The organism is Aeromicrobium sp. JP4 (assembly GCF_054957925.1).
In genome coordinates this window covers 275,318-298,513 of record NZ_CM143290.1, presented here as the reverse complement: position 1 = coordinate 298,513, position 23,196 = coordinate 275,318, and the positions used below count along the sequence as shown (strand labels likewise).

The following is a 23,196-nucleotide window of genomic DNA, read 5'->3' as shown; positions in this document are numbered from 1 at the left end:
ATCGAACAACACGTCTGGTCAGGTCAACTTGGCCCGGCGGCCGCGATCGGCCCTGTGGTTCATTACCCTGGCGGCTGTCTATCGCATCGGGAGCCCGTCGTACTCGCCCGTTGGGGTGACGACGGTTCCGGCGTCGCCCCGCAGGATCGCCGGGATGTCGTCGAGTTGTCCGATGATCCCGATGCCGCCGGTGAGTTCGACGAACCGGCAGATCGCATCGACCTTGGGACCCATCGATCCGGCTGGGAAGTCCAAGCGGCGCAGTGCGCTCGGGGTGGCGCGCTGGATCACCCGGGCGTCGGGGGTACCGAAGTTCTCTTGGACGCCGGAGACATCGGTGAGCACCAGCAGGGCGTCGGCCTCCAAGGCCTCGGCCAGGACCGCGGAGGTCATGTCCTTGTCCACGACCGCCTCGATACCTTCGAGTTCGCCCTGCTCGTTGCGGATCACCGGCACGCCGCCACCGCCGGCGCAGATCACGATGGCACCGCTGGTCAGGAGCAGCCGGACCAGCCGGGTCTCGACGACTCGCTCCGGGCGAGGTGAGCCAACGACGCGGCGCCAGTGTGGTCCGTCGGGCTTGACCGTCCAACCACGCTCGTGCGCGAGACGTTGAGCCTGCGTCTCATCGTAGACCTCGCCCACGAACTTGGTGGGGTTCTCAAGCGCAGGGTCGTCCGCGCTCACCAGTGTCTGGTTGATGACCGCGGCGACCTGTCGACCCGGACTGGCATTCTGCATGGCTTGCAGGAGCCAGTAGCCGATCATTCCCTGGGTCTGGGCACCGAGTACGTCGAACGGGTACGGCGTGCTCAGGCGCGGATCAGAGGCCGACTGCAGGGCCAGGATTCCAACTTGCGGTCCGTTGCCGTGGGTGATCACCAGTTCGTGGTCGCGAGCCAGCGGTGCGAGCGCTCGAACGGCTCGCTTGACGTTGTCCTCCTGGATCTCCGCATCCGGGCTCTGTCCTCGCTTGAGCAGAGCGTTGCCGCCCAGGGCCACGACGATGCGCATGTCAGTCCCCCAGGGTGGCCACGAGGATGGCCTTGATGGTGTGCAGCCGGTTCTCGGCCTGGTCGAACACGATCGAACGTTCGGATTCGAACACCTCGTCGGTCACCTCGACGCCGTCCATCCCGGTCTTGTCGTAGATCTGCTGACCCACGACCGTGTTGCGGTCGTGGAAGGCCGGCAGACAGTGCATGAATCTCACGGCCGGGTTGCCGGTGCGCTGCACCATCTCCTGATTGACCTGGTAAGGCCGAAGCAGGGCGATACGTTCGTCCCACACGTCGTCGGGCTCGCCCATGGAGACCCAGACGTCGGTGTAGAGGAAGTCCACCCTCTTGACCCCTTCGGCGACGTCGTCGGTCAGCAGGAGCCGCGCGCCGGTACGTTCGGCAATGGTGCGGGCCCGGGCGAAGGTGTCGTCGTCGTTCCACAGTTCCTTCGGCGCGACGATGCGGACGTCCATGCCCATCATCGCGCCGGCGATCAGCAGTGAGTTGCCCACGTTGTTGCGGGCGTCTCCGCAGTAGGCGAAGGCGATCTCGTGGTCGTGTTTCGTGCTGTGTTCGCGCATCGTGAACATGTCACACAGTGACTGGGTCGGATGCCACTGGTCGGTCAGGCCGTTCCACACCGGGACACCGGCCTTCGCGGCGAGCTCCTCAACGTTGGCGTGGGAGGAACCTCGGTACTCGATCCCGTCGAACATCCGGCCCAGGACCCGGGCGGTGTCGGCGATGGACTCCTTGTGCCCGAGTTGGGAGCCAGAGGGGTCCAAGTAGGTGATGAGTGCGCCTTGGTCGTAGGCGGCGACCTCGAACGCGCAGCGGGTGCGGGTGGAGGTCTTCTCGAAGATGAGGGCGATCTCCTTACCGGTCAGACGCGGCACTTCGGTGCCGGCGTACTTGGCCGCCTTGAGTGTCGCCGTCAGGTCAAGTAGGTGCTTCCACTCGGTCGGGGTGAAGTCGAGTTCCTTCAGGAAGTGGCGGCTGCGCAATGTCCGTGACATCGGCTCAGATCCCGTCTCTCTCGATCGGACACGTCATGCAGCGCGGTCCGCCACGGCCGCGACCGAGCTCATCGCCCTCGATCGTGATGACCTCGATCCCGTTCTTGCGCAGGTGCGTGTTCGTGGTGACATTGCGCTCATAACCCACCACGACGCCAGGCCGGACCGCGAGCACATTGCACGCGTCATCCCACTGCTCACGCTCGGCGGCCCGGATGTCCTGGGTGGCGGTGAGCACGTTGATCCGGTCCAGACCGAGGGCGCCGGCGATCGCCGTGTGCATGTCCTCGGGCCGGTGCGGGGTGACCTTCAGCTCCTTCTCGTTGTCACCGGGCTCGACCGTGTAGGAGGGCAACATCGGCATGCCGGCGTACTGGGTGAACGTGTCCTCGTTGAGCATGGTCATCACGGTGTCCAGGTGCATGAACGCGCGCTTGTGGGGCATCGCGAGTGCCACGACCTTGTTCGCAGCGCCTCCGGCGAACAGCTTGGTGGCCAACCGTTCGACACCTTGCGGGCTGGTCCGCTCACTCATCCCGACCAGCACCGCCCCCCGGCCCAGGACCAAGATGTCACCGCCCTCGGTGGTTGCCGCGCCGTCGGCGCGACCTTCACCCCAAATTTGGAAGTCCTCGTCGGCAAAGTGCGGGTGCCAGCGGTAGATGGCTTCGTAGTGCACGGTCTCGCGGGACCGGGCCCTCTTGCGCATGGAGTTGACGGACACACCGTCGTAGATCCATGCGGACGTGTCCCGAGTGAAGATGTGGTTGGGCAGTGGAGCCAGCAGGAGGTCATCCATGTCCAGGGCGGCGATCACGAGCGATCCGGGTCCCTCGACCCGTTCCAGCAACTCGCGCTTGGTCATCCCGCCGATCAGGAACCCGGTGGCCTCGTCACCGGACATCGCATCGAAGGTGTTGCGCACCGTGTCGATCGCCATCGGTCCGTAGACGCGCTCGTCGAAGCTGCCGTCCAGGACGAACTTGCGGGCCTCGGGGATCTCGATGACCTCGCGCAGCAACTGGTCGAAGTAATGCACCTCGACGCCGCTCTCGCGCAGGGCTTCGGCGAACCCATCGTGCTCCTTCTTCGCCTCCTTGACCCACAACACGTCGTCGAACAAGTACTCCCGCATGTTCGACGGCGTCAGACGGCCCAACTCCATGTCAGGCCGGTGCAAGATCGCTTGGCGCAACCGGCCGACCTCTGAATCCACGTGGAGCGACATTCGTTCCTCCTGAGTCCATGACGAACGGTCATGTAAGCACAGGCGGCACACCGGAAGGTAGGGATAAGCATCTGCCAGCTGAAAGCTTCATGGAAGTTTCACGAACCCTTTATGGTACCGAGAATGACTGCTACGAGAGTAAAAAGTGAGGACCGTCGAATGGTGGACCAAATCGCGATTCGACGGCAGGATGCGCCGTACGTGATCTGTTCCTGACTGAGGAGTGCCCATGACGCCCACGACCGCCAGAAGTGACATGCCGGTCCAATCGGACGGCGCTAAGTGGCACTTCCCGAGCGCATTCACCGTCCTGTTCGTGGTGACGCTGGCGGTGTGGTTGCTGGCCTTCATCATTCCCACCGGGGCCTACCAGGTAGACGATGACGGTCGCCCGATCCCGGGAAGCTACGAGTCGACCAGTACCGAGTTCGGTATCTGGGATCGACTCCAAGAGCTGTTCCTTGCTCCGGTCAACGGTCTCTACGGGGTCAAGAACGCCGAGAGCGGGTTCATCGGCCCCTACGAGACCGGCGAACTGTTCGGCGCCGCCGGGGTCTTCCTGTTCGTGCTGGCGATCGGCATCTTCATCACCATGGCGATGCAGACCGGCGCCATCGAAGCCGGGGTCGCGCGCATCGCGAAGCGTTACAGCCACCGCGGAGCGCTGGTCATCGCGCTGCTGATGGTGGTGTTCTCCATCGGGGGGACCACCGAGGGCATGGCCGAGGAGACCCTCGGCTTCTACGCGCTCGTGGTCCCGCTCATGCTGAGTCTCGGCTACGACCGCATGGTCGCCGCAGCGACGATCCTGGTCGGTGCGACCATCGGCGTGCTCGCCTCCACCGTCAACCCCTTCGCCACCGGCGTCGCCTCCGACGCTGCCGGCATCTCCATCGGGGACGGCATCGTCTTCCGTCTCGTCATGTATCTGATCTTGGTCCCGGTCGGCGTCTGGTTCGTTCTGCGCTACGCCCGCAGGGTCAAGGCCGACCCTGCCACCTCCAAGACCGTTCCAGCCCGAGGCGATGACGAGATCGCGCGGGCGGGGATCGGCGACGTCGGGCCACTCGAAGGCACACACAAAACCGTGCTCGGCATCGTCGCTCTGACCTTTGTCTTCATGATCTTCTCCCTGGTGCCGTGGGCCCAGATCATCGAAGGCACCGATGCAGAGAGCTACCCCTGGCAACTGGACTGGTACTTCCCCGAACTGGCCGCCCTGTTCCTGATGATGTCGCTCGTCGTCGGTCTCATCGGCAGGCTCGGTGAGAAGCAGATCGCCGACACCCTGGTACGGGGGGCCGGGGAGTTCATCGGTGTCGGTCTGATCATCGTCCTTGCCCGCGGTGTCACCGTGATCATGAACAACGCCGAGATCACCGACACCGTCCTGAACTCCATGGAAAGCCTCGTCAGCGACACCTCCTCCTGGGTGTTCGGCGCCTTGGTGTTCGTGGTCAACATTCCCCTGGCCTTCCTGGTTCCCTCCACGTCCGGGCACGCCGCGCTGGCCATTCCAATCCTTGCCCCGCTGGGTGATTTCGCCGGCGTCTCCCGGGCGATGGTGATCACCGCTTACCAATCCGCTTCAGGGCTGGTCAACCTGATCACCCCTACTTCCGCGGTCGTCATGGGCGGGCTCGCTCTCGCCAAGGTGCGCTACGACCAGTGGCTGCGATTCGTGGGTCCTCTGCTCGGGATCCTCTTCGTCGCGTGCCTGGTGCTGATCAGCATCGGTTCGGCCATCAGTTGACGGCGGGTCTGGCCAGCAACCGAGGCTGAGACCAAGCGCAGGTAGTCGCTGCCTCCGCAGCGCCGCCGCGTCGCGTATCGAGGGTCCCGACATCGCGTAGTGAGATGATGTCGTCGGGAAGTTGGGCGTCCCGAAGACCGAAGAATGTGCCCGCGCACGGGGATCCAATTTGGAAGGCATTCGCATGCGTGACTCCATGTCGTTCCTGCGGCAGCGGGTCCTGACCATGTTCGTCCTCGCCGGTCTTGCCCTCGGGGTGGGCTTCTGGGTGCTCGGGGAGAACTCAGTGCTCGCGGTGACGGCTTTCGTCGTCATCGGGATTGTCATCGTCGTGACGGCGGTCGACCTGCTCCGCGACCTGATGGCGGGACATTGGAGGGCTGGACATTTTGGCCGTGATCGCCATGGTGGCGACTCTGGCCGTCGGCGAGTATATGGCCAGCCTCATCATCGCTCTCATGCTCACCCACGTTGTACGTAATTTGCGCAGTGACCGGGAATCTCCCGGTCGGCTCGAAGTCGCTGACTCGGCTGTATCGGTACGCGCACGAGTCCCCGGGCGTTCGAACCCGGTCGCGGTGCCCAAGGCATCACCGACAGCGATCATTGACGACACGGCAGACCCTCCAGCCCTAATCCTTCACGGCTCAACGGCGGAGACGCGCCGCCCGGCGATGGAGTCAAGCGTCACCTTGATAACAAGCGGCCGTGAGCCCCCTGCCCAAGGATGAAGGCGTTCCATCACTCTCTCAACGGTAGCGGCGTCGTCGACCCCGGACGCCTCGCCTCGGACGGTGACGTTCCAGCCCACCCGGAATACGTCGTCGTGGCCGACGCCGAAAGCCACGTCGGGATGGCCTTGTGCAAGCACCGAGAGCACGCTGTCAGGAAAGGTCCGCATGTAGATCGCACCATCGAGCACAGCAAAGTTGACGGGTATGAGTTGCTGACCCTCTTCATTGACGAAAGCAATATGCCCAACCGTCGTCGTCTGGAGCCTCGCACGGCACTCAGCCTCCGAGAGCGTGGTGATGGAACCTCTCGCGGCGTTCGTCATCCGAGGGTCCCCTTTCGCTCGAGGTGATGCGACACATAAACGCACGGTCCAGCCCACCCATACTCGCATGATCCGCAACCGCAAGCCGATCCGGAATTCAGGCTCCTCAGGGAGCTTCCACGTCATGACTGATAGGTAGGTCCCTCCTGTCAAGTGGCAGAGCGAGGCGCCCGACCTGGATATCGCCGCGTCGGGCCCCTCTTGGCTTCGTGGACTGGCCGGTGGTGAGCGTGTCGTTGGCGACGCGCGGTCAGACCGATATGCGCGGGTTGGGTACCGCAGGACGGTTGTTCGGCAGGAGTGGACCGCGTGTCTAGAAACGAGCGTCACCGAGCGGCAGTGCCCGGCTGCTCATAGTTGTTTGCGCGGATCACTCCTCACGCTGCCACCACCGAACTGTTGTCGACGAAGCCAGCTTGAGGTGGCCGGTCTACTCCTTCATGACGGCCAAGGACCAGCACCAGCCGGCCAGTTCGCGGGCGATGGCGACGTTGGCCACGACATGGCGTTTGCGGCGCTCGGTGAACCGGACCCAGCGGGCGTGGAGGCGCCGGTTTCCCTCGTCACCGCGCACCCGGGCTGCCGGGCCAGCCTTGCCCGGCGCATAACGAGCTTTATGGTGCCAGGCCGATTCGACAAGCAGCCGCCGGACGTGAGTGTTACCGGCCTTGGTGATCGGGCCCTGGACCCGTGACCGGCCAGAGGAGAACTCCGAGGGCACCAAACCGACGAACGATCCGATGGTGTTGCCAGTGAACTGTCCCAGTCGCCGATCTCGACCGCCAGAGCGAACCCGGTCAGGGTCGAGACCCCGCGCAGGCACCCGAGCCGACGCACGACCGCCGTGAACTCGCTGTCCGCCGCCATGGCCGCGATCTGAAGTGTCCAGCAGAATGGGCGTCGAGACGAGGACCTCCACGCAATGTCCGATGGCCGGCACGCGCGACAGCCAGCGTTACTCGTCGCATTCCGAATATCGCGACCCAGATGAACTTCAGGGAGTTCCAGAAGAAGAGCATGACCAGGAGGTTGACCCACCCCGGTCCACCGGACTCGACGATCACGGCACAGAAACGCGACCCGTATAGGTACCCGAGTGCGAGCATGAGTCCGATGGGGGTGGCCCAGGTGCAGCCACCTGACGAATGGAGCCAGGTGATGGTGACGTTGGTGGGCGCGGCATGTCGCAGGTAGTCGTGGATGGTGGCGCTGGCCCAAAGCGACAAGGATCGGGACGTCGAGGTAGGCGGAGAGCTCCTCGACGCTCATCATCGGTTCCAGTGCGGAAAGGGTGTGGGTGTCGTTCATGCCGAGTAGGTGTGCGCACTCGACCGCGGTACTCGTCGGCGCTCGGAAGACGTCGGCGCCGATTGCGCGGGAGGTGTGAGCGGAGGCTGTCTTCGCATCCAATGTGGAGACAAAGTGGAGACTTGGCCATTCTGCGTCTCTTTCGGTACCGGGAATTCCGCTGGAATTCCCGGTACCTCACGGTCGGGCTGACAGGATTTGAACCTGCGACCCCCTGACCCCCAGTCAGGTGCGCTACCAAGCTGCGCTACAGCCCGTGACAACCTGCAAGAGTCTAGCGCAGGTCTCGCCGAGGTCGTCATCGGGCCGGGGGCACCTCACAATGGGGCCATGGCCGTCATCGAGAACTCCAAGGTCGCCATCGTGGGTGCGGGCAGCGTGGGCACGGCGATCGCCTACGCCTGCCTGATCCGACGCTCCGCGCGCACCATCGCGCTGTACGACGTGAACCGGCCGAAGGTCGAGGCGGAGGTGCTGGATCTGCAGCACGGCGCCCTGTTCACCGGCAGCAGCCAGATCATCGGCGGGGCCGACCCGTCGGTCGTCGCCGGCGCCCACCTGGTGGTGATCACCGCGGGTGCGAAGCAGGACCCCGGCCAGACGCGCATCGACCTGGCGGGCACGAACGTCAGGATCCTCGAGCAGATGCTGCCCGTCCTGATGCAGCACGCCCCGAACGCCGTCTACGTGCTCGTGACGAACCCGTGCGACGTCCTCACGGTGGCCGCCCAGCAGATCACCGGGCTGCCGGACGAGCGCGTGATGGCGTCCGGAACGGTGCTCGACACGTCCCGGTTGCGCCAGCTGCTCGCCGTGCGCGCCGGGGTGGCGCCGCACAGCGTGCACGCCGACATCGTGGGCGAGCACGGCGACACGGAGTTCGCGCTGTGGTCCCAGGCCCGCATCGGCCCGGTGCCGATCCTCGACTGGGTCCCGTCATCCACGGCGGAGGACCCGCGGCCGTTCTCGCACCGCGAGCTCGACGACATCACCGACCGGGTCCGCAACGCCGCCTATGCCGTGATCGAGGGCAAGGGCGCCACCAACTACGCGATCGGCGTCTCGGCCACCCGGATCGTCGAGGCGGTGCTGAGCGACGAGAACGCCGTCCTGCCCGTCAGCATCGTCCATCGCGGCCACCACGGGATCGACGGCGTGGCCCTCTCCCTGCCGAGCATCGTGAACGCGAAGGGCGTCGCGCGCGTGCTGGACGTGCGGATGACGGCGCACGAGGAGCGGCAGCTCCAGGCCTCGGCCGAGGCCCTGCGCAAGGTGCAGCAGGACCTCGGGATCTGACGTCTGTTCACCGGCTGGGTCGCGCCGGTGGGCCTGTCCGATTCTCCGGACAGAACCCAGCTCTCCCCCTAGGCTTGGCGGGTTTGTAACCGCGACGCGCCGCGCCACTCGATGCGCAGCGCGTCTTTCCCCCCAGAGGAACCATGCCCAACTCGGAATATCCCCACCCGTCGCCGCTTCAGCAGCAGGACACGCCCGTATCCGTCCAGGTCAAGGGAAGCAACGGTCTCGCGACCGCCGGCTTCGTCCTCGCCCTTCTCGGCCTTCTCGGCTCGTGGATCCCGGTGCTCAACATCATCGGCATCTTCGTGAGCGTCATCGGCATCATCCTTGCCGGTGTCGGTCTCGCCAAGTCGAAGAAGGCGCTGGCCGGCAAGGGTCTGGCCATCGCCGGTCTGATCATGGGCGTCCTCGGTATCGTGATCGCCGTCGGGATCAATGCGGCTTTCGTTGGTGCGGTCGATGACGCCGTCGACGAGGCAACGGACACGAGCGTCGAGGCCCCGGCCGACGATGCCAAGGCTGAGGAGAAGTCGTCCGACGACAAGCTCGGTACGACCCGCGCGAACCCCGCACCCCTTGGTTCGGAGATCACCGGCGGCGACTGGACCGTCAAGGTGAACTCCGTCAAGCAGATCGAGAAGGACTCGCTCGACGCCCGCGCGGCCGACGGCTCGATCCTCCTCCTCGTCAACCTGACGGCGACGTACAACGGCGATGACGAACAGGGCTCGACGGCTTGGGCGAGCATCAAGTTCGCCGGTTCGGACGGCAGTACGGTCGACTCCACCGACGGCTCGACCCTGTTCATCCCGGAAGACGGATTCGATTCCATCAAGACCGTCTACAACGGAGCGTCGGTCAAGGGCGACCAGATCCTCGAGGTCCCGGCCGACGGCTGGGAGAACGGCGTCCTGGCAGTGTCTCCGGACCTGTTGAGCGACGACACCTTCGTCGCGCTGAAGTGAGGCACTGACAGCAACTCCGACCGTCGAACGGCCTCGCCTCCGAAGGGATGTGCGGGGACGTTCGACGTCAGTGCGCCGTTTGGGCTCGGGGTGATCGACGCCCAACAAAACTGTCAGTGGTCGTCCCTAGATTGAGCACATGGAACGACCCGAGGAGCTGCTGCTGCAGAGCGCGGCACGTGCGCAGGCACGGGCCGAGTTCGCCTCCTGGTCGCTGATCCTCACGGCCCACGAGTCCGGGTGCGCCGAGGTCGACGCGGAGGACGCGCCCGAGATCGGCAAGGACCTCGGCCGGCGCGGCGTCACCCTCGAGATCGCCCGGGCCCTCCGCACCACGGAGCACCGCGTGTGGGGCATCGTCAACGACGCCGGGATCCTGCGCGAGCGGGCACCTCGCACGTGGATCGCCTTCGGCGACGGCTCCATCGACGCTGCGCGAGCCATGCTCATCGCCGACACGATCGACAAGCTGGCGCACATGCCCTCGGTCGAGGTGCTCGACGCCAGCGTCGTGCCCTTCGCCACCTCCCACACCGTCGGCGAGCTGCGCGCCTGGCTGAACCGCATGCGCGCACGGCTCGAGCCCGAGGAGGTCGAGGCGCAGGCCGACCGCGCGGTGGAGACCCGCCGGGTCGACATCAGCCACAACGGCGACGGCACGTCCTGGCTCAACGCGCTCCTGCCCACCCACGTCGCCATCGCGGTCGGGAATCGCCTCCTGCGGGCGGCGAAGCAGCTGCCGAAGATGGACCTCGACACGGGCGAGATCGACCGACGCACCCGCGACCAGCGCCAGGCCGACCTCGTCGGTCACTGGCTCACGTCCTGCACCGGCACCGAGACCGACATCCGGGCCGAGATCGCGATCAGCATCGACGCGGCCGACCTCGTCGGGCTCACCGAGGGGCCGGGCATCACCCGCGACGGCGAACACGCGCTTCCCGCCGCGTGGGTTCGCGAGCTGGCCGCCTCCGAGACCACGCTCTTCCGACGGCTCGTCCTCGATCCGGTGGGGCGGGTACTGGACACCACCAGCCTGGGCTACCAGCCACCGGACTCGATGCGAGCGGCGTTGCACTGGCGCGACGGCACCTGTCGGGTGGCCGGGTGTCGAGCGCCGGCGGCCGAGACCGATCTCGACCACGCGCTGGCCCACGACCGCGGTGGCACCACCAGCGCGGCGAATCTGCGATGCCTCTGCCGCAAGCACCACAACATGAAGTCCCACGACAGGCTCCCCGAGAAGTTCATCGCCCCTGCGGTCGAGCACCGCGAGCGATGGCGCCTGCCCTCGCCCGTGGTGGTCGAGCTCGACCTCTGGCCAGCGGCCTAGTCGGAGCTCGGCTGGGCCAGCCGGTCGGATCCCTCGAAGTCGATCACCGTCACGCCGAGGCCGTCCAGCTCCAGGCGGCGTCGGGCCTCCGCGGCCATCCGGCGCCCCACGTCGGTGACCTCGTCGACCCGGCTGATGTCGAACACGACCTCCGAGGTCTCGGGCGGGTGCTCCACCAGGTGGCGGATCAGCGACTCGGCGCTCGCGAACAGCAGGTCACCGCCGAGCACGTAGACCGTCGTCCCGTCCTCGACCCGCACGTCGGCCAGCGCCGACCGCGACGGGCGACCAGGGTTCATCAGGTGCATGCCCATGTCGTCGGACAGCCGGCGCATCATCTCGACGCCGCGCGCGCTGTTGCCGTGCGCGTCGAGGCCGGGCGAGAACACGGCGACGCCCACCTGGCCGGGCAGTACGCCGATGATGCCGCCCGAGACGCCGCTCTTGGCCGGGATGCCCACGGTGCTGAGCCAATCGCCCGCCGCGTCGTACATGCCGCACGTGGCCATGACGCTCAGAACCTGGCGGGTGGTGCGCTCGGCCATGATCCGCTCCCCCGTCTCCGGGTGCACGCCACCGTTCGCCAGGGTCGCCGCCATCCGCGAGAGGTCGCGGACGTCCACGGCGAGCGAGCACTGCCGCACGTACCGCTCGACAGCGTCCCGCGGGTCCTCCACGATGCCGTAGGCCGCCATCAGGTGGGCCAGCGCGAGGTTGCGGTGGGTGGAGCCCATCTCGGACTCGTACACCGCCTCGTCGACCTCCAGCTCACGGCCGGCCAGGCGCGAGGCGAAGTCCGCGAAGCGCTCGAAGGAGCCCACGAGGCCCGCGGTCGCGATGGCGCCCGCGTTGATCATCGCGTTGTGGGGGCGGCCCGTCTCGGAGTCCACCGAGATCTCGTTGAAGGCCTCGCCCGACGGCTCGACGTCGATCTTCGCGTGCACCGCGTCCCAGCCGAGGTGCTCGATCGCCACGGCGTACGCGAACGGCTTCGACATCGACTGGATGGTGAAGCGTTGCTCCGCGTCGCCGGCGCTGTGGTGGGCGTCGTCCACGGTGCTGAGCGCGACGGCCGACAGGCTCGGATCGACCTTCGCCAGCTCGGGGATGTAGTCGGCCGGCTCGCCCTGGATGCCACCGCAGGCCTGGAGGACCTCGTCGAGGTAGTCGGGGACGGGCGAGCGCATCAGCGGCGCTCGCGCTTCTTGCGCGGGCGCTGCTGGAGGTGGATGGGGCTGCCGACGAAGCCGAACTCCTCGCGCAGGCGTCGCTCGATGAAGCGCAGGTAGCCCGCCTCCAGCTTGCCGGAGGTGAACAGCACGAAGGTCGGCGGCGCCGTGGACGCCTGGGTGCCGAAGAGGATCTTCGCCTGCTTGCCGCCGCGCACCGGGTGCGGGTGCTCGGCAACGAGGCGACCGAGGAAGGAGTTGAGCGCGCCGGTGGACACGCGGGTCTCCCAGCCCTCGAGTGCCGCATCGAGCGCGCGCACGAGGCGGTCGATGTGCCAGCCGGTGCGGGCGGCCACGTTGATGCGCGGCGCCCACGGGATCTGGACGAGGTCGCGCTCGATCTCGCGCTCGAGGTAGAAGCGGCGCTCGTCATCGACGAGGTCCCACTTGTTGAAGGCCAGCACGACGGCGCGGCCGGTCTCCTCGATCGTGTTGATGATGCGCAGGTCCTGCTCGGAGATCGACTCGCTCGCGTCGATCACCATGACGGCGACCTCGGCACGCTCGATCGCGGCCGACGTGCGCAGGCTGGCGTAGTACTCGTGGCCGGTGGCGGTCTTCACGCGCTTGCGGATGCCGGCGGTGTCGATGAAGGTCCAGACCCGACCACCGAGCTCGACCAGCTCGTCGACGGGGTCGACCGTGGTGCCCGAGACGTTGTCGACGACGACGCGGTCCTCGCCGGCGAACTTGTTCAGCAGGCTGGACTTGCCGACGTTGGGCTTGCCGACGATGGCCACGCGGCGCGGGCCACGCGGCGCGTCGAAGTCCTCCTCGGGGGCCTCGGGCAGTGCGTCGAGGATCGCGTCGAGCATGTCGCCGCTGCCACGACCGTGAAGCGCCGAGACCGGGTACGGCTCGCCGAGCCCGAGGTTCCAGAGGCTGGCGGCCTCGAGCTCGCCCTTCTGGTCGTCGACCTTGTTGGCGGCCAGCACGACCGGCTTGCCGGAGGCGCGCAGCAGCTTCACGACCTTGTCGTCGATGTCCGTGGCGCCGACGGTGGCGTCGACGACGAACAGGATCGCGTCGGCGACGGCGATGGCGACCTCGGCCTGGGCGGCGATGCGCTCGGCCATGCCCTTGGCGTCAGGGTCCCAGCCACCGGTGTCGACGACGGTGAACGCTCGCCCGTTCCAGATCGCGTCGTACGGGACGCGGTCGCGGGTCACGCCGGGGACGTCCTCCACGACGGCCTCTCGCCGTCCGATGATGCGGTTGACCAAGGTCGACTTGCCGACATTGGGACGGCCGATGACGGCGAGGACGGGCTGTGTGGACACCCGCACAGCCTATCGGGGCGGTGTGAACGTCGTGGAGGCGAACTGGGCCGCGTACAGCCGTTGGTACGCGCCCTGCGCCGCGATGAGCTCCTCGTGGGTCCCCTGCTCGACGATCCGGCCTGCTTCCATGACCACGATCAGGTCGGCGTCGCGGATCGTGGAGAGCCGGTGGGCCACGACGAAACTGGTGCGACCCGAGCGCAGATCCTTCATGGCCGACTGCACGAGCGCCTCGGTGCGGGTGTCGACCGAGCTGGTCGCCTCGTCCAGCACGAGGATGGCCGGATCCGCCAGGAACGCCCGCGCGATCGTGAGCAGCTGACGCTGGCCGGCGCTCACTCCCCCGCCGTCGTCGGTGATCACCGTGTCGTAGCCGTCGGGCAGCGTGCGCACGAAGTGGTCCACCGAGGCGGCCTGGGCGGCGGCCAGGATCTGCTCCTCGGAGGGGTCGTCCGCGCCGTACGCGATGTTCTCGCGGATGGTGCCGGAGAACAGCCACGTGTCCTGCAGGACCACACCGAAGTCGTCGCGCAGCTCGCGGCGGCTCATCTCCGCGATGTCGACGCCGTCCAGCGTGATGCGTCCGCCGTCGACCTCGTAGAAGCGCAGCACGAGGTTCGTCAGCGTGGTCTTGCCCGCACCGGTGGGACCGACGATCGCGACGGTCTGGCCGGGCTCGGCGACGAGGGACAGGTCCTCGATCAGGGGCTCGTCGGTGTACGAGAAGTCGACGTGGTCGAAGACGACTCGTCCGCGCAGCGGGTCGGGCTCGGGGGCGTCCACGCGGTCGGGGCGCTCACGCTCCTCGTCGAGGAACGCGAAGACCCGCTCGGCCGATGCCATGCCGGACTGCAGCAGGTTCACCATCGCGGCGACCTGCGTCAGCGGCTGCGTGAACTGGCGCGAGTACTGGATGAACGCCTGCACCGAGCCGAGCGACAGGGTGCCGTTGGCGACCTGGAGCCCGCCCACCACCGCGACCAGCACGTAGTTGAGGTTGGAGACGAACATCATCAGCGGCTGGATGACGCCCGAGATGAACTGGGCGCGGAACGAGGCCCCGAACAGCTCGTCGTTCGTGGCAGCGAACTCGTCCTCGGCGACCTGCTGGCGTCCGAACACCTTGACGACCTCGTGCCCGGTGAACGACTCCTCGATGATCGCGTTGAGCCGGCCGGTCTGGGTCCACTGCGCGACGAACTGCGGCTGGGAGCGCTTCATGACGCCGCCCGTGATGGCGATCGCCACCGGGATCGTCACCAGCGCGATGATCGTCAGCAGGGGCGAGATCCAGAACATCATCGCAAGCGTGCCGATGACCATGAGGATGCTGGTGATCATCTGGCTCAGCGTCTGCTGGAGCGATTGGGCGAGGTTGTCGAGGTCGTTGGTCGTGCGCGACATGATCTCGCCGCGCTCCTGGCGGTCGAGGTGGGCCAGCGGCAGGTGGTTGAGCTGGTCCTCGACGTCGTTGCGCAGGTCGGCGACCATGCGCTGGACGACCGTGGTGGCCAGCACGCCCTGGAGCCACATGAACAGCGACGACACGACGTAGATCACGGTGACGATCGCCAGGACCGTGCCCAGCTCGCGCATGTCGATGCCCTGGCCCGGCTGCAGGTCGATCGCGCCGACGAGCTCGGCCAGCTGGTCCTGCCCGTCGGCCTTCAGCGACGCCACGGCCTCGGCCTTCGTCATCCCCTCGGGGAACTGGCTCGAGATGAACCCGTCGAAGATGATGTCCGTCGCGTGCCCGAGGATCTTCGGACCGATGACCGAGAGCGTCACGCCGATCAGCCCGAACGCGGCCAGCGCGAACACCATCGTGCGGTCGAGCAGCAGGCGGCGGAACACGCGGCCGAACGTCGCGCGGAAGTTGTTCGCCTTCGCGGGCTTCTGGGGTGCCCCGTGCCAGCTCATCGGGCCTCCTCCGGCGACAGCTGCGACAGGACGATCTCGCGGTAGACCTCGGAGGTCTCCATGAGCTCGTCGTGCGTGCCGGTGCCGACGGCTCGGCCCTCGTCGAGCACGACGATCCGGTCGGCCTGGCGGATCGTGCTGATCCGCTGGGCGACGATCACGACGGCGGCGTCGGCGGTGACGGGCTTCAGGGCGGCGCGCAGGGCGGCATCGGTCGCGTAGTCCAGCGCCGAGAAGGAGTCGTCGAACAGGTAGATCCGGGGACGCTTGACGATCGCACGGGCGATCGCGAGCCGCTGTCGCTGCCCTCCGGAGAAGTTCGAGCCGCCCTGACTCACCGGTGACTCGAGCCCGTCGGGCATCGCGCGGACGAAGTCCTCGGCCTGGGCGATGCGCAGCGCGTCCCAGAGCTCCTCGTCGGTCGCCTCGGCCCGGCCGAACCGCAGGTTGTCGGCGATCGTGCCGGTGAACAGCAGGGCCTTCTGCGGCACGAGCCCGATGGCCCGCCACACGTCGGCGGGACGCACGTCGCGCACGTCGAGGCCGTCGATCAGGACCCGACCCCCGGTGACGTCGAACAGTCGCGCGACGAGTCCGAGCACCGTGGTCTTGCCGCTGCCGGTCGAGCCCACGATCGCGGTGGTCTCCCCCGGCCTGGCCACGAGCGACACGTCCTCGATGACGGCGTTCTCCGCACCCGGGTACGAGAACGACGCACCCTCGACGTCGACGCGGCCCTGCGACAGCTCGACGCTCAGCACCTCGGGGTCGAGGTCGATCGCGGGCTCCGTGCGCAGCACCTCGGTGAGCCGCTCGGCCGACACCTCGGACCGCGGCCACAGCATGAACATGAAGGTCGCCATCATCACGGCCATCAGAGTCTGGATCAGGTACTGCTGGAACGCGGTCAGCTGGCCGATCTGCAGCTCGCCCGCGCCGATGCGCGACGCGCCCCACCACAGCGCGAGCACCACCGACAGGTTCATGATGCCCATCAGCAGCGGGAAGAAGATCGTCATCAGACGGCCGGCGCCCACGGCGACCTGGCGGTTGAGCTCGTTCGCGTGCGCGAAGCGGGCGGCCTCTTGGTCCTCTCGGACGAAGGCCCGCACGACGCGCACGCCCGTGATCTGCTCGCGCATGATCTGGTTCAGCGTGTCGATCCGCTCCTGCATGAGGCGGAACAGGGGTCGCATCTTCGCGATGATCAGCCCGAGCGAGATGACGAGCACCGGCAGGACGATCAGGAAGACGGCCGACAGCTGAACGTCCTCGCGCAGGGCCATGACGAGCCCGCCGATGCCCGTGATCGGGGCGGCGACCATCATCGTCAGCCCCATGAACAGCAGCAGCTGGACCTGCTGGACGTCGTTGGTGTTGCGGGTGATCAGCGTGGGAGGTCCGAACGAGGCCATCTCGCGGCTGCCGAACGACTGCACCGTGCCGAAGACCTCGGCGCGCAGGTCGCGGCCCACGGCCATCGCGACCCGCGAGCCGATGAAGACCGCGACGACGTTGCACACGACCTGCAGGACCGTGACGGCGAGCATCAGCCCGCCCACGTGCCAGATGCGGCCGATGTCGCCCTGGGCCACGCCCTCGTCGATGAGGTCGGCGTTCAGCCCGGGCAGGTACAGCGTGGCCAGCGTCTGGACGAGTTGGAAGAGGCACACCACCAGGACCGGGACCCGGTAGGGCCGCAGGTGGTGGCGCAGGAGCGCGATCAGCACCCGGTCAGACTACGAGACCGAGCAAGAGGACGACGATCAGTCCCGAGACGGACAGCACGGTCTCCATGATCGACCACGTCTTGATCGTCTGGCCGACCGTCATGCCGAAGTACTCCTTGACCAGCCAGAAGCCGGCGTCGTTGACGTGGCTGAAGAACAGCGAGCCGGCGCCGATCGCCAGCACGAGCAGCGAGACCTCGGGGCTGCTCAGGTCCCCTGCCAGGGGCGCCATGATGCCCGAGGCCGTCACCGTGGCCACCGTCGCCGAGCCCGTGGCGAGGCGGATCAGCACGGCCACGAGCCACGCCACGACGAAGACGGAGAAGTTGGATCCCTCCACCCACTCGGCCACGACGTCGGCGATCCCGGTGTCGACGAGCGTCTGCTTGAAGCCGCCACCGGCGCCGACAATGAACACGATGCCGGCGATGGGTCCCAGGGAGGCCCCGAGGGTGTCCATGATCGTGTCCCACTCCATCCCGCCGGCCCGGCCGAGGGTGAACATCGCGACCAGCACCGAGATGAGCAGGGCCACAAGCGGGGTGCCGACGAAGTCGAGGGTCGACCGCAGGACGCCCTCGGCCTCGACGATGTCGGCCACCGTCTTGGCCAGCATGAGCACGACGGGGAGCAGCACCGTGGCGAGGGTCAGCGCGAAGCTCGGCCGCTTGCCGGTGTGCACCTGCTCGTCGGCGTCGAACAGGTGCGGCGTGGGCACGTCCACCCAGCGGGTGGCCACGCGCGCGAACAGCGGCCCGGCGACGATGATCGTGGGGATCGCGACGAGGACGCCGAGGCCGAGTGTGAGGCCCAGGTCGGCACCGAGCGCGTCGACGGCGACGAGGGGTCCGGGGTGCGGCGGCACGAACCCGTGCATCGCCGACAGGCCGGCGAGCGCAGGGATGCCGAGGCCGATCAGCGACTTCCCCGACCGGCGCGCCACCAGGAAGATCACCGGCATCAGCAGCACGAGGCCGATCTCGAAGAACATCGGCAGGCCGATCAGCGCGCCGATGCCGGCCATCGCCCAGGGCAGCATCCGGTCGGACGACTTTCCGATGATCGTGTCGACGATCTGGTCCGCTCCCCCGGAATCGGCCAGCAGCTTGCCGAACATCGCGCCGAGGGCGATCAGCATGCCGACACCGGCCACGGTCGTGCCCACGCCGGCGCTGAAGCTCTCGACCGTCTTGGACATCGACATGCCGGCGGCCGCGCCGACGGTGAGCGAGCCGAGCGTGAGGCTGAGGAACGGGTGCAGCTTCGCCACGGTGATCAGGACGACGATGACCGCGATGCCCAGGAGGGCGGCGAGGATCAGCTGGGTGGAATCGGACATCAGGCGTGTGCCTCCGTGGTGCGCAGCCAGAGCAGGAACGCCGCGGCGATCCTCTCCGGCGTCTCGGTGACGTCGAAGACGACGCCGTTCTCGTCGGCCTCGAGCGGCTCGAGGGTGGCCTCCTGCGACTCCAGCAGCGAGACCGGCATGAAGTGGTCGCGACCCTCCATGCGGGACAGGATGAGCTCGTGATCGCCCACCAGGTGCAGGAACACGGTGCGCGGCGCGTGCCGGGTCAGCACGTCGCGGTACACCCGGCGCAGGGCGGAGCAGCTGATGACGCCGCCGTGCTCGTCGTGGTCGGCGAGCCAGCCGCCGATCAGGTCGAGCCAGGGCCAGCGGTCCTCGTCGGTCAACGCCTGGCCGGCCGACATCTTCTCGATGTTGGCCTGCGGGTGGTAGTCGTCTCCGTCGGCGTACGGAACCCCTGAGTCGTCGGCCACCGCGTGACCCACCGCGGACTTGCCGACCCCCGAGATCCCCATGACCACGACCAGCGGCGGACTCATGGCCCACACGCTACGCCCGCGAGCGGACCAAGTCGCGTCAGAGCAGGTCGCGCAGCTCCTTCGGGAGCTCGAAGTCGTCGGCCGCGGCGTTCTGGTCGAAGCCGAAGGCACCGGCCCCGGCGGGCTTGGCCGGCTCGGCCTGCGCGGCAGCGGCGCGCTTGGCCGGGTTGCCCGAGACGCGCTTGCCCTTCTTCTTGTTGTTCTGCTTCGGCTGCTTGGCCCCGGCGCGCTTGCCCGCGCCCATGCCGGGCATGCCGGGCATCGCGCCCATGCCGGGCACCCCGCCGCCCTTGGCCATGCGCTGCATCATCTTGGCGGCCTCGAAGAACCGGGTGACGAGCTGGTTGACGTCGCTGACCTGCGTGCCCGAGCCGCGGGCGATGCGGGCGCGGCGCGAGCCGTCGATGATCTTGGGGTTGTCGCGCTCGGAGGGCGTCATCGACCGGATGATCGCCTTGATCTTGTCGATGTCCTTCTCGTCGAAGTTCGCGAGCTGGTCCTTGAACTGGCCCATGCCCGGCAGCATCCCGAGCATCTTGGACATCGACCCCATCTTCGACAGGGCCTCCATCTGCTGGAGGAAGTCGGCCAGCGTGAAGGAGCCGCCGGCGACCTTCTCGGCGGCCTGCGCCGCCTGGTCGGCGTCGAAGACCTTCTCGGCCTGCTCGATGAGCGTCATGACGTCGCCCATGTCGAGGATGCGCGAGGCCATGCGGTCGGGGTGGAAGACGTCGAACTCGTCGAGCTTCTCGCCCGTGGAGGCGAACATGATGGGGCGACCGGTGACCGAGCGCACCGACAGGGCGGCACCACCGCGGGCGTCGCCGTCGAGCTTCGACAGGACGACGCCGGTGAAGTCGACGCCCTCGAGGAACGCCTCGGCGGTGCCGACGGCGTCCTGGCCGATCATCGCGTCGATGACGAACAGCACCTCGTCGGGCTGCGTGGCCTCGCGGATGTCGGCGGCCTGCTTCATCAGCTCGGCGTCGATCGCCAGGCGGCCGGCGGTGTCGATGACGACCACGTCGTGCAGCGAGCGCTTCGCCTCGGCGACGGCGTCGCGCGCGACCCGCACCGGGTCGCCGATGCTCTGGGTGCCCGAGCCGGTCTGGGCTCCCTCGACGTTGCCGGCCTCGGGAGCGAAGACGGTGACGCCCGCCTGCTCGCCGACGACCTTCAGCTGCGTGACGGCGTTGGGACGCTGGAGGTCGGCCGCGACGAGCATGGGCGAGTGGCCCTGCGCCTTGAGCCAGCGACCGAGCTTGCCCGCCAACGTGGTCTTGCCGGCACCCTGCAGGCCCGCGAGCATGATCACGGTCGGCGGGTTCTTGGCGAAGCGGATCCGGCGCGTCTCGCCGCCGAGGATGCGCACGAGCTCGTCGTTGACGATCTTGATGACCTGCTGCGCCGGGTTGAGCGCCTGGCTCACCTCGACGCCGCGGGCGCGCTCCTTGACGTTCGCGATGAACTCGCGCACGACGGGCACCGCGACGTCGGCGTCGAGCAGCGCGACGCGGATCTCGCGGGCGACAGCGTCGATGTCGGCATCGGACAGCTTGCCCTTGCCGCGGAGTCCCTTGAATGCCGACTGGAGCCGGTCCTGCAGCGAATCGAACATAGGTCCCCAGAGTAGCCGAGCGCCCGTCAGGCGAGGGCGTCACTCACCGCCTGGCGCAACGCGCGGGCCGCGTCGTCGCCCAGGGCGGCGTTGTCGTCGTCGGTCACGTAGAACACGTCGCGCGCCTCGTCGCCGTACGTCGACAGGTGCACTGACCGGATGTGGAGCCCCAGCGTCGCGATCGTGTGGCACACCGTCCACATCAGCCCGCGCCGGTCTAGGGTGCGGACCTGGAGCAGCGTCGCCGTCTGCTCGCGCGCGTCGAGGACGTTCACGCGCGGCTCGTACTCGTCGCGCTCGAGCCGGTAGGCCAGGCGCTGGGCGAGGTCGACGCGGCCCTCGAGCACCGGACGGATGCGCTCGGCCAGGGTCGTGGCGTCGACCGTGGACCTCGTGACCTCCCACAGGGTGGCCGCGACGTCGTCCACCGTGACCGAGCGGCACGACCGGATGTTCAGGCCGGCCACCGTGAGCGCTCCGGCGAGGTCGGCCAGCATGCCCCGGCGGTCGGGAACGGCGATCGTGAGCAGCGAGCCGTCGTGGTGGGGCTGCACGGCGAGGGTGAACTCCCCCACCACCTCGCGGTCGAGGTCGGGCATCGGCACGTGGGCCGGCCAGCCGGCGTAGTCGGATGCCGGCGCCGCGGTGCCGCGGAGGTGGTCGCGGACCTTGCGCACGAGGCCCTCGACGAGGCTGCGCCGCCAGTCGCTCCAGGCCGCGGCGCTCGTGGCCCGCGCGTCGCACGCGGTGAGGGCGGACAACAGGTCGAGCGCCGCCTCGTCGGGGATGAACTCCGCGACGTTCGAGGCCGTGAGGGGATCCTCGATGTCGCGCCGGGTGGCGATGGTGGGCAGCAGCAGGTGGCGCCGCACGAGCCAGCCGATCGTCACGGCATCGGTCTCGTCGAAGCCCCAGCGGCGCGCGATCGCGACGGCCATCGGCTCCCCGACCTCGCTGTGGTCGCCCGGCGCGCCCTTGCCGATGTCGTGCAGGAGGCCCGCCACCGCCAGCAGGTCGGGGCGGTCCACCTCGCGGTTGAGCTCGTCCGCGTTCACGGCGGCCTCGAGGCTGTGCCGGTCGACGGTGAACCGGTGGATCGGCGAGGACGAGCCCCGCAGGCGGATGCCGGCCCACTCGGGGAGGAACGGGTCGATCAGCCCGGCGAAGTCCAGCTGCAGCCACACCGGCACGAGGCGGCGTCCCGACGAGACGAGGTCGATCAACCAGCGGTGCGTGGACGCGGGCATCGGCTCGTCCGGCCACCGGATCTCGCGTGCCATCCGGTCGAGCGACGCCTGGTTGATCGGGAGGTTCCGACGCGCCGCCACAGCGGCGGCACGGAACAGCAGCTCGGGGTCCGCCGCGGGGGCCGCGTCGGTCGTGAGCACGACCTCGGCGTCGAGGACGCCGACGCCCGGGACGACCTTCTCGATGATGGGGCCGCGGCTGCCGACCGACCGGTGCGGGCTGCGCGCGATGTCGTCGAGACGTCGCCAGGCGCGGGCCGTGAGGTGGTCGAGCCGGCGGCCCACGTCGCGTGCGTGCACGTCGAGGTCGGCCGGGGTGAGCCCCAGCCGCGCGGCGATGTCGGGCACCAGCTCGGGAGCCAGCTTGTCGGTGCGCCGGCCGCCCACCTCGTGGAGCAGGTCGCGCACGTCGAGCAGCTCGGCGGTCAGCTGGGCCACCTCGCGCGCGGGCACGTCCACCAGCCACGTGGCCGCGATCGCCCGCAGCAGCACGGCGTCGCGGAGCCCTCCCCCGGAGTTCTTGAGGTCGGGGACCGCCTCGTAGGCCAGCTGTCCCGAGCGCTCGAGCCGCGCGTCCCGGTCCTGGCGCACGGCCTGGAGACGCGAGCGGGCCTCCCTGCGCCACCCGGCCATCACCGTGGAGCGCATGCCCACGACGGCGCCCGCGTCGCCGGCCACGTAGCGGGCGTCGACGACGCCGATCGCGACGCGGTGGTCCGTCGCGGCCAGCTGCTCCATCTCGGTCAGCGACCGGACGGAGTGGTCGAGCGGCACCTTCGCGTCCCACAGCCGGCTCCACAGCGCCGCCGCCCGCGCGTCGACCTCGGCGGGGTCGAGGTGGTCGGCGTGGACCAGGACCACGTCGACGTCGCTGTGCGGGGAGAGCTGCGCCCTCCCGTAGCCGCCGATGGCCGCCAGGGCCAGGCCGGTCTCGATGTCCCCGGCCACCGCCGCGAAGGCCTCGCGCAGCACCCGGTCCATCGCGTCGGCCCGGCCCCGGCGGGCCTGGTCGAGCGCCTCGTTCAGAGCGCCGCTTCGTCCGTCTCGCCGGTACGGACCCGGACCACCGACTCGACGGGCATGACCCACACCTTGCCGTCGCCGATCTTCCCGGTCTGGGCCGCGGACGTGATCGTGGCGACCACGCCCTCGACGTCGGCGTCGTCGACGACGACCTCGAGGCGGATCTTCGGCACCAGGGAGACGTCGTACTCGGCGCCCCGGTAGACCTCCGTGTGGCCCTTCTGCTGGCCGTAGCCGCTGGCCTCGGTGACGGTCATGCCGGCCACGCCGGAGGCGGCGAGCGCCTCCCGGACCTCTTCCCACTTGTGCGGCTTGATCACCGCGGTCACGAGCTTCATACG

19 protein-coding genes and 1 tRNA gene are annotated in these 23,196 nt (G+C 68.3%); 4 read left to right on the top strand and 16 right to left on the bottom strand.

Annotation, left to right across the window (positions count from 1 at the left end; all coding sequences use genetic code 11):
* Positions 1-78 precede the first annotated feature (78 nt).
* Genes arcC through ACY1JX_RS01475 form a run of 3 tightly spaced genes read right to left on the bottom strand, consistent with a single transcriptional unit; the run spans position 79 to position 3,245 of the window.
* A complete protein-coding gene (gene arcC, locus ACY1JX_RS01485) occupies positions 79-1,014 on the bottom strand; it encodes a carbamate kinase (protein WP_286928620.1) in 936 nt (311 codons plus the stop codon).
* 1 nt (position 1,015) lies between these two features.
* Entirely contained in the window at positions 1,016-2,017 is a 1,002-nt protein-coding gene (argF, locus tag ACY1JX_RS01480) for an ornithine carbamoyltransferase (protein WP_286928619.1), read from the bottom strand.
* A gap of 4 nt (positions 2,018-2,021) precedes the next feature.
* Positions 2,022-3,245 (bottom strand): arginine deiminase, encoded by a 1,224-nt coding sequence (locus tag ACY1JX_RS01475; protein ID WP_462564978.1) that lies wholly within the window; start codon positions 3,243-3,245, stop codon positions 2,022-2,024.
* A gap of 229 nt (positions 3,246-3,474) precedes the next feature.
* Between ACY1JX_RS01475 and ACY1JX_RS01470 the strand changes: the two genes are divergently transcribed.
* Positions 3,475-4,998, top strand: a complete 1,524-nt coding sequence (locus tag ACY1JX_RS01470) for a YfcC family protein (RefSeq protein WP_462564977.1) — start codon at positions 3,475-3,477, stop codon at positions 4,996-4,998.
* A gap of 283 nt (positions 4,999-5,281) precedes the next feature.
* On the opposite strand, the gene ACY1JX_RS01465 is transcribed toward ACY1JX_RS01470, so the two are convergent.
* The 4 genes from ACY1JX_RS01465 to ACY1JX_RS01450 form a co-directional block, all read right to left on the bottom strand.
* Positions 5,282-5,404 carry a hypothetical protein gene (locus tag ACY1JX_RS01465; RefSeq protein WP_286928615.1) on the bottom strand — a complete coding sequence of 41 codons (123 nt, stop codon included), beginning with the start codon at positions 5,402-5,404 and terminating at the stop codon, positions 5,282-5,284.
* 234 nt (positions 5,405-5,638) lie between these two features.
* A complete protein-coding gene (locus ACY1JX_RS01460) occupies positions 5,639-6,055 on the bottom strand; it encodes a pyridoxamine 5'-phosphate oxidase family protein (protein ID WP_286928614.1) in 417 nt (138 codons plus the stop codon).
* Between the two features lie 430 nt (positions 6,056-6,485).
* Positions 6,486-6,974, bottom strand: coding sequence for a transposase (locus ACY1JX_RS01455; protein ID WP_286928612.1), 489 nt, complete (start codon positions 6,972-6,974; stop codon positions 6,486-6,488).
* Between the two features lie 572 nt (positions 6,975-7,546).
* Positions 7,547-7,620: transfer RNA gene (locus ACY1JX_RS01450), tRNA-Pro, on the bottom strand.
* Positions 7,621-7,693: 73 nt separating this feature from the next.
* Between ACY1JX_RS01450 and ACY1JX_RS01445 the strand changes: the two genes are divergently transcribed.
* The 3 genes from ACY1JX_RS01445 (at position 7,694) to ACY1JX_RS01435 (ending at position 10,960) form a co-directional block, all read left to right on the top strand.
* The gene (locus ACY1JX_RS01445; RefSeq protein WP_462564976.1) at positions 7,694-8,659 is read left to right on the top strand and encodes an L-lactate dehydrogenase; all 966 of its coding nucleotides are present in this window, start codon (positions 7,694-7,696) and stop codon (positions 8,657-8,659) included.
* Positions 8,660-8,802: 143 nt separating this feature from the next.
* On the top strand, positions 8,803-9,627 hold the full coding sequence (locus tag ACY1JX_RS01440; protein ID WP_462564975.1) for a DUF4190 domain-containing protein: 825 nt from the start codon (positions 8,803-8,805) through the stop codon (positions 9,625-9,627).
* Positions 9,628-9,766: 139 nt separating this feature from the next.
* Positions 9,767-10,960: an HNH endonuclease gene (locus tag ACY1JX_RS01435; protein WP_462564974.1), complete on the top strand. Its 1,194-nt coding sequence runs from the start codon at positions 9,767-9,769 to the stop codon at positions 10,958-10,960.
* Here ACY1JX_RS01435 and glsA read toward each other — a convergent pair.
* The 9 genes from glsA to ACY1JX_RS01390 are packed head-to-tail and all read right to left on the bottom strand — an operon-like array spanning position 10,957 to position 23,193.
* Positions 10,957-12,147, bottom strand: coding sequence for a glutaminase A (glsA, locus tag ACY1JX_RS01430; protein ID WP_462564973.1), 1,191 nt, complete (start codon positions 12,145-12,147; stop codon positions 10,957-10,959). The genes ACY1JX_RS01435 and glsA overlap by 4 nt on opposite strands.
* Complete coding sequence (gene der, locus ACY1JX_RS01425; protein ID WP_286928606.1) at positions 12,147-13,469, bottom strand: ribosome biogenesis GTPase Der; 1,323 nt, start codon at positions 13,467-13,469, stop codon at positions 12,147-12,149. The genes glsA and der overlap by 1 nt, the downstream gene beginning before the upstream one ends.
* A 9-nt stretch (positions 13,470-13,478) precedes the next feature.
* A complete protein-coding gene (locus ACY1JX_RS01420; protein WP_462564972.1) occupies positions 13,479-15,389 on the bottom strand; it encodes an ABC transporter ATP-binding protein in 1,911 nt (636 codons plus the stop codon).
* Entirely contained in the window at positions 15,386-17,119 is a 1,734-nt protein-coding gene (locus tag ACY1JX_RS01415; protein WP_462564971.1) for an ABC transporter ATP-binding protein, read from the bottom strand. Before ACY1JX_RS01415 ends, ACY1JX_RS01420 begins: the two co-directional genes overlap by 4 nt.
* Before the next feature lie 4 nt (positions 17,120-17,123).
* Positions 17,124-18,458 (bottom strand): GntP family permease, encoded by a 1,335-nt coding sequence (locus tag ACY1JX_RS01410; RefSeq protein ID WP_462564970.1) that lies wholly within the window; start codon positions 18,456-18,458, stop codon positions 17,124-17,126.
* Complete coding sequence (locus tag ACY1JX_RS01405) at positions 18,458-18,967, bottom strand: gluconokinase (protein ID WP_462564969.1); 510 nt, start codon at positions 18,965-18,967, stop codon at positions 18,458-18,460. The genes ACY1JX_RS01410 and ACY1JX_RS01405 overlap by 1 nt, the downstream gene beginning before the upstream one ends.
* A gap of 37 nt (positions 18,968-19,004) precedes the next feature.
* Positions 19,005-20,585, bottom strand: coding sequence for a signal recognition particle protein (ffh, locus tag ACY1JX_RS01400; RefSeq protein WP_462564968.1), 1,581 nt, complete (start codon positions 20,583-20,585; stop codon positions 19,005-19,007).
* Positions 20,586-20,611: 26 nt separating this feature from the next.
* Positions 20,612-22,921 (bottom strand): [protein-PII] uridylyltransferase, encoded by a 2,310-nt coding sequence (locus tag ACY1JX_RS01395; RefSeq protein ID WP_462564967.1) that lies wholly within the window; start codon positions 22,919-22,921, stop codon positions 20,612-20,614.
* Positions 22,855-23,193 (bottom strand): P-II family nitrogen regulator, encoded by a 339-nt coding sequence (locus tag ACY1JX_RS01390; protein WP_181755884.1) that lies wholly within the window; start codon positions 23,191-23,193, stop codon positions 22,855-22,857. The genes ACY1JX_RS01395 and ACY1JX_RS01390 overlap by 67 nt, the downstream gene beginning before the upstream one ends.
* Positions 23,194-23,196 lie beyond the last annotated feature (3 nt).

Coding starts and splice junctions, on each gene's coding strand:
- ACY1JX_RS01445 (WP_462564976.1), top strand. CDS start 7,694: ATGGCCGTCATCGAGAACTCCAAGGTCGCCATCGTGGGTGCGGGCAGC.
- ACY1JX_RS01420 (WP_462564972.1), bottom strand. CDS start 15,389: ATGAGCTGGCACGGGGCACCCCAGAAGCCCGCGAAGGCGAACAACTTC.
- ACY1JX_RS01475 (WP_462564978.1), bottom strand. CDS start 3,245: ATGTCGCTCCACGTGGATTCAGAGGTCGGCCGGTTGCGCCAAGCGATC.
- ACY1JX_RS01405 (WP_462564969.1), bottom strand. CDS start 18,967: ATGAGTCCGCCGCTGGTCGTGGTCATGGGGATCTCGGGGGTCGGCAAG.
- ffh (WP_462564968.1), bottom strand. CDS start 20,585: ATGTTCGATTCGCTGCAGGACCGGCTCCAGTCGGCATTCAAGGGACTC.
- ACY1JX_RS01460 (WP_286928614.1), bottom strand. CDS start 6,055: ATGACGAACGCCGCGAGAGGTTCCATCACCACGCTCTCGGAGGCTGAG.
- ACY1JX_RS01410 (WP_462564970.1), bottom strand. CDS start 18,458: ATGTCCGATTCCACCCAGCTGATCCTCGCCGCCCTCCTGGGCATCGCG.
- arcC (WP_286928620.1), bottom strand. CDS start 1,014: ATGCGCATCGTCGTGGCCCTGGGCGGCAACGCTCTGCTCAAGCGAGGA.
- ACY1JX_RS01435 (WP_462564974.1), top strand. CDS start 9,767: ATGGAACGACCCGAGGAGCTGCTGCTGCAGAGCGCGGCACGTGCGCAG.
- ACY1JX_RS01470 (WP_462564977.1), top strand. CDS start 3,475: ATGACGCCCACGACCGCCAGAAGTGACATGCCGGTCCAATCGGACGGC.
- argF (WP_286928619.1), bottom strand. CDS start 2,017: ATGTCACGGACATTGCGCAGCCGCCACTTCCTGAAGGAACTCGACTTC.
- glsA (WP_462564973.1), bottom strand. CDS start 12,147: ATGCGCTCGCCCGTCCCCGACTACCTCGACGAGGTCCTCCAGGCCTGC.
- ACY1JX_RS01440 (WP_462564975.1), top strand. CDS start 8,803: ATGCCCAACTCGGAATATCCCCACCCGTCGCCGCTTCAGCAGCAGGAC.
- ACY1JX_RS01390 (WP_181755884.1), bottom strand. CDS start 23,193: ATGAAGCTCGTGACCGCGGTGATCAAGCCGCACAAGTGGGAAGAGGTC.
- ACY1JX_RS01465 (WP_286928615.1), bottom strand. CDS start 5,404: ATGGCGATCACGGCCAAAATGTCCAGCCCTCCAATGTCCCGCCATCAG.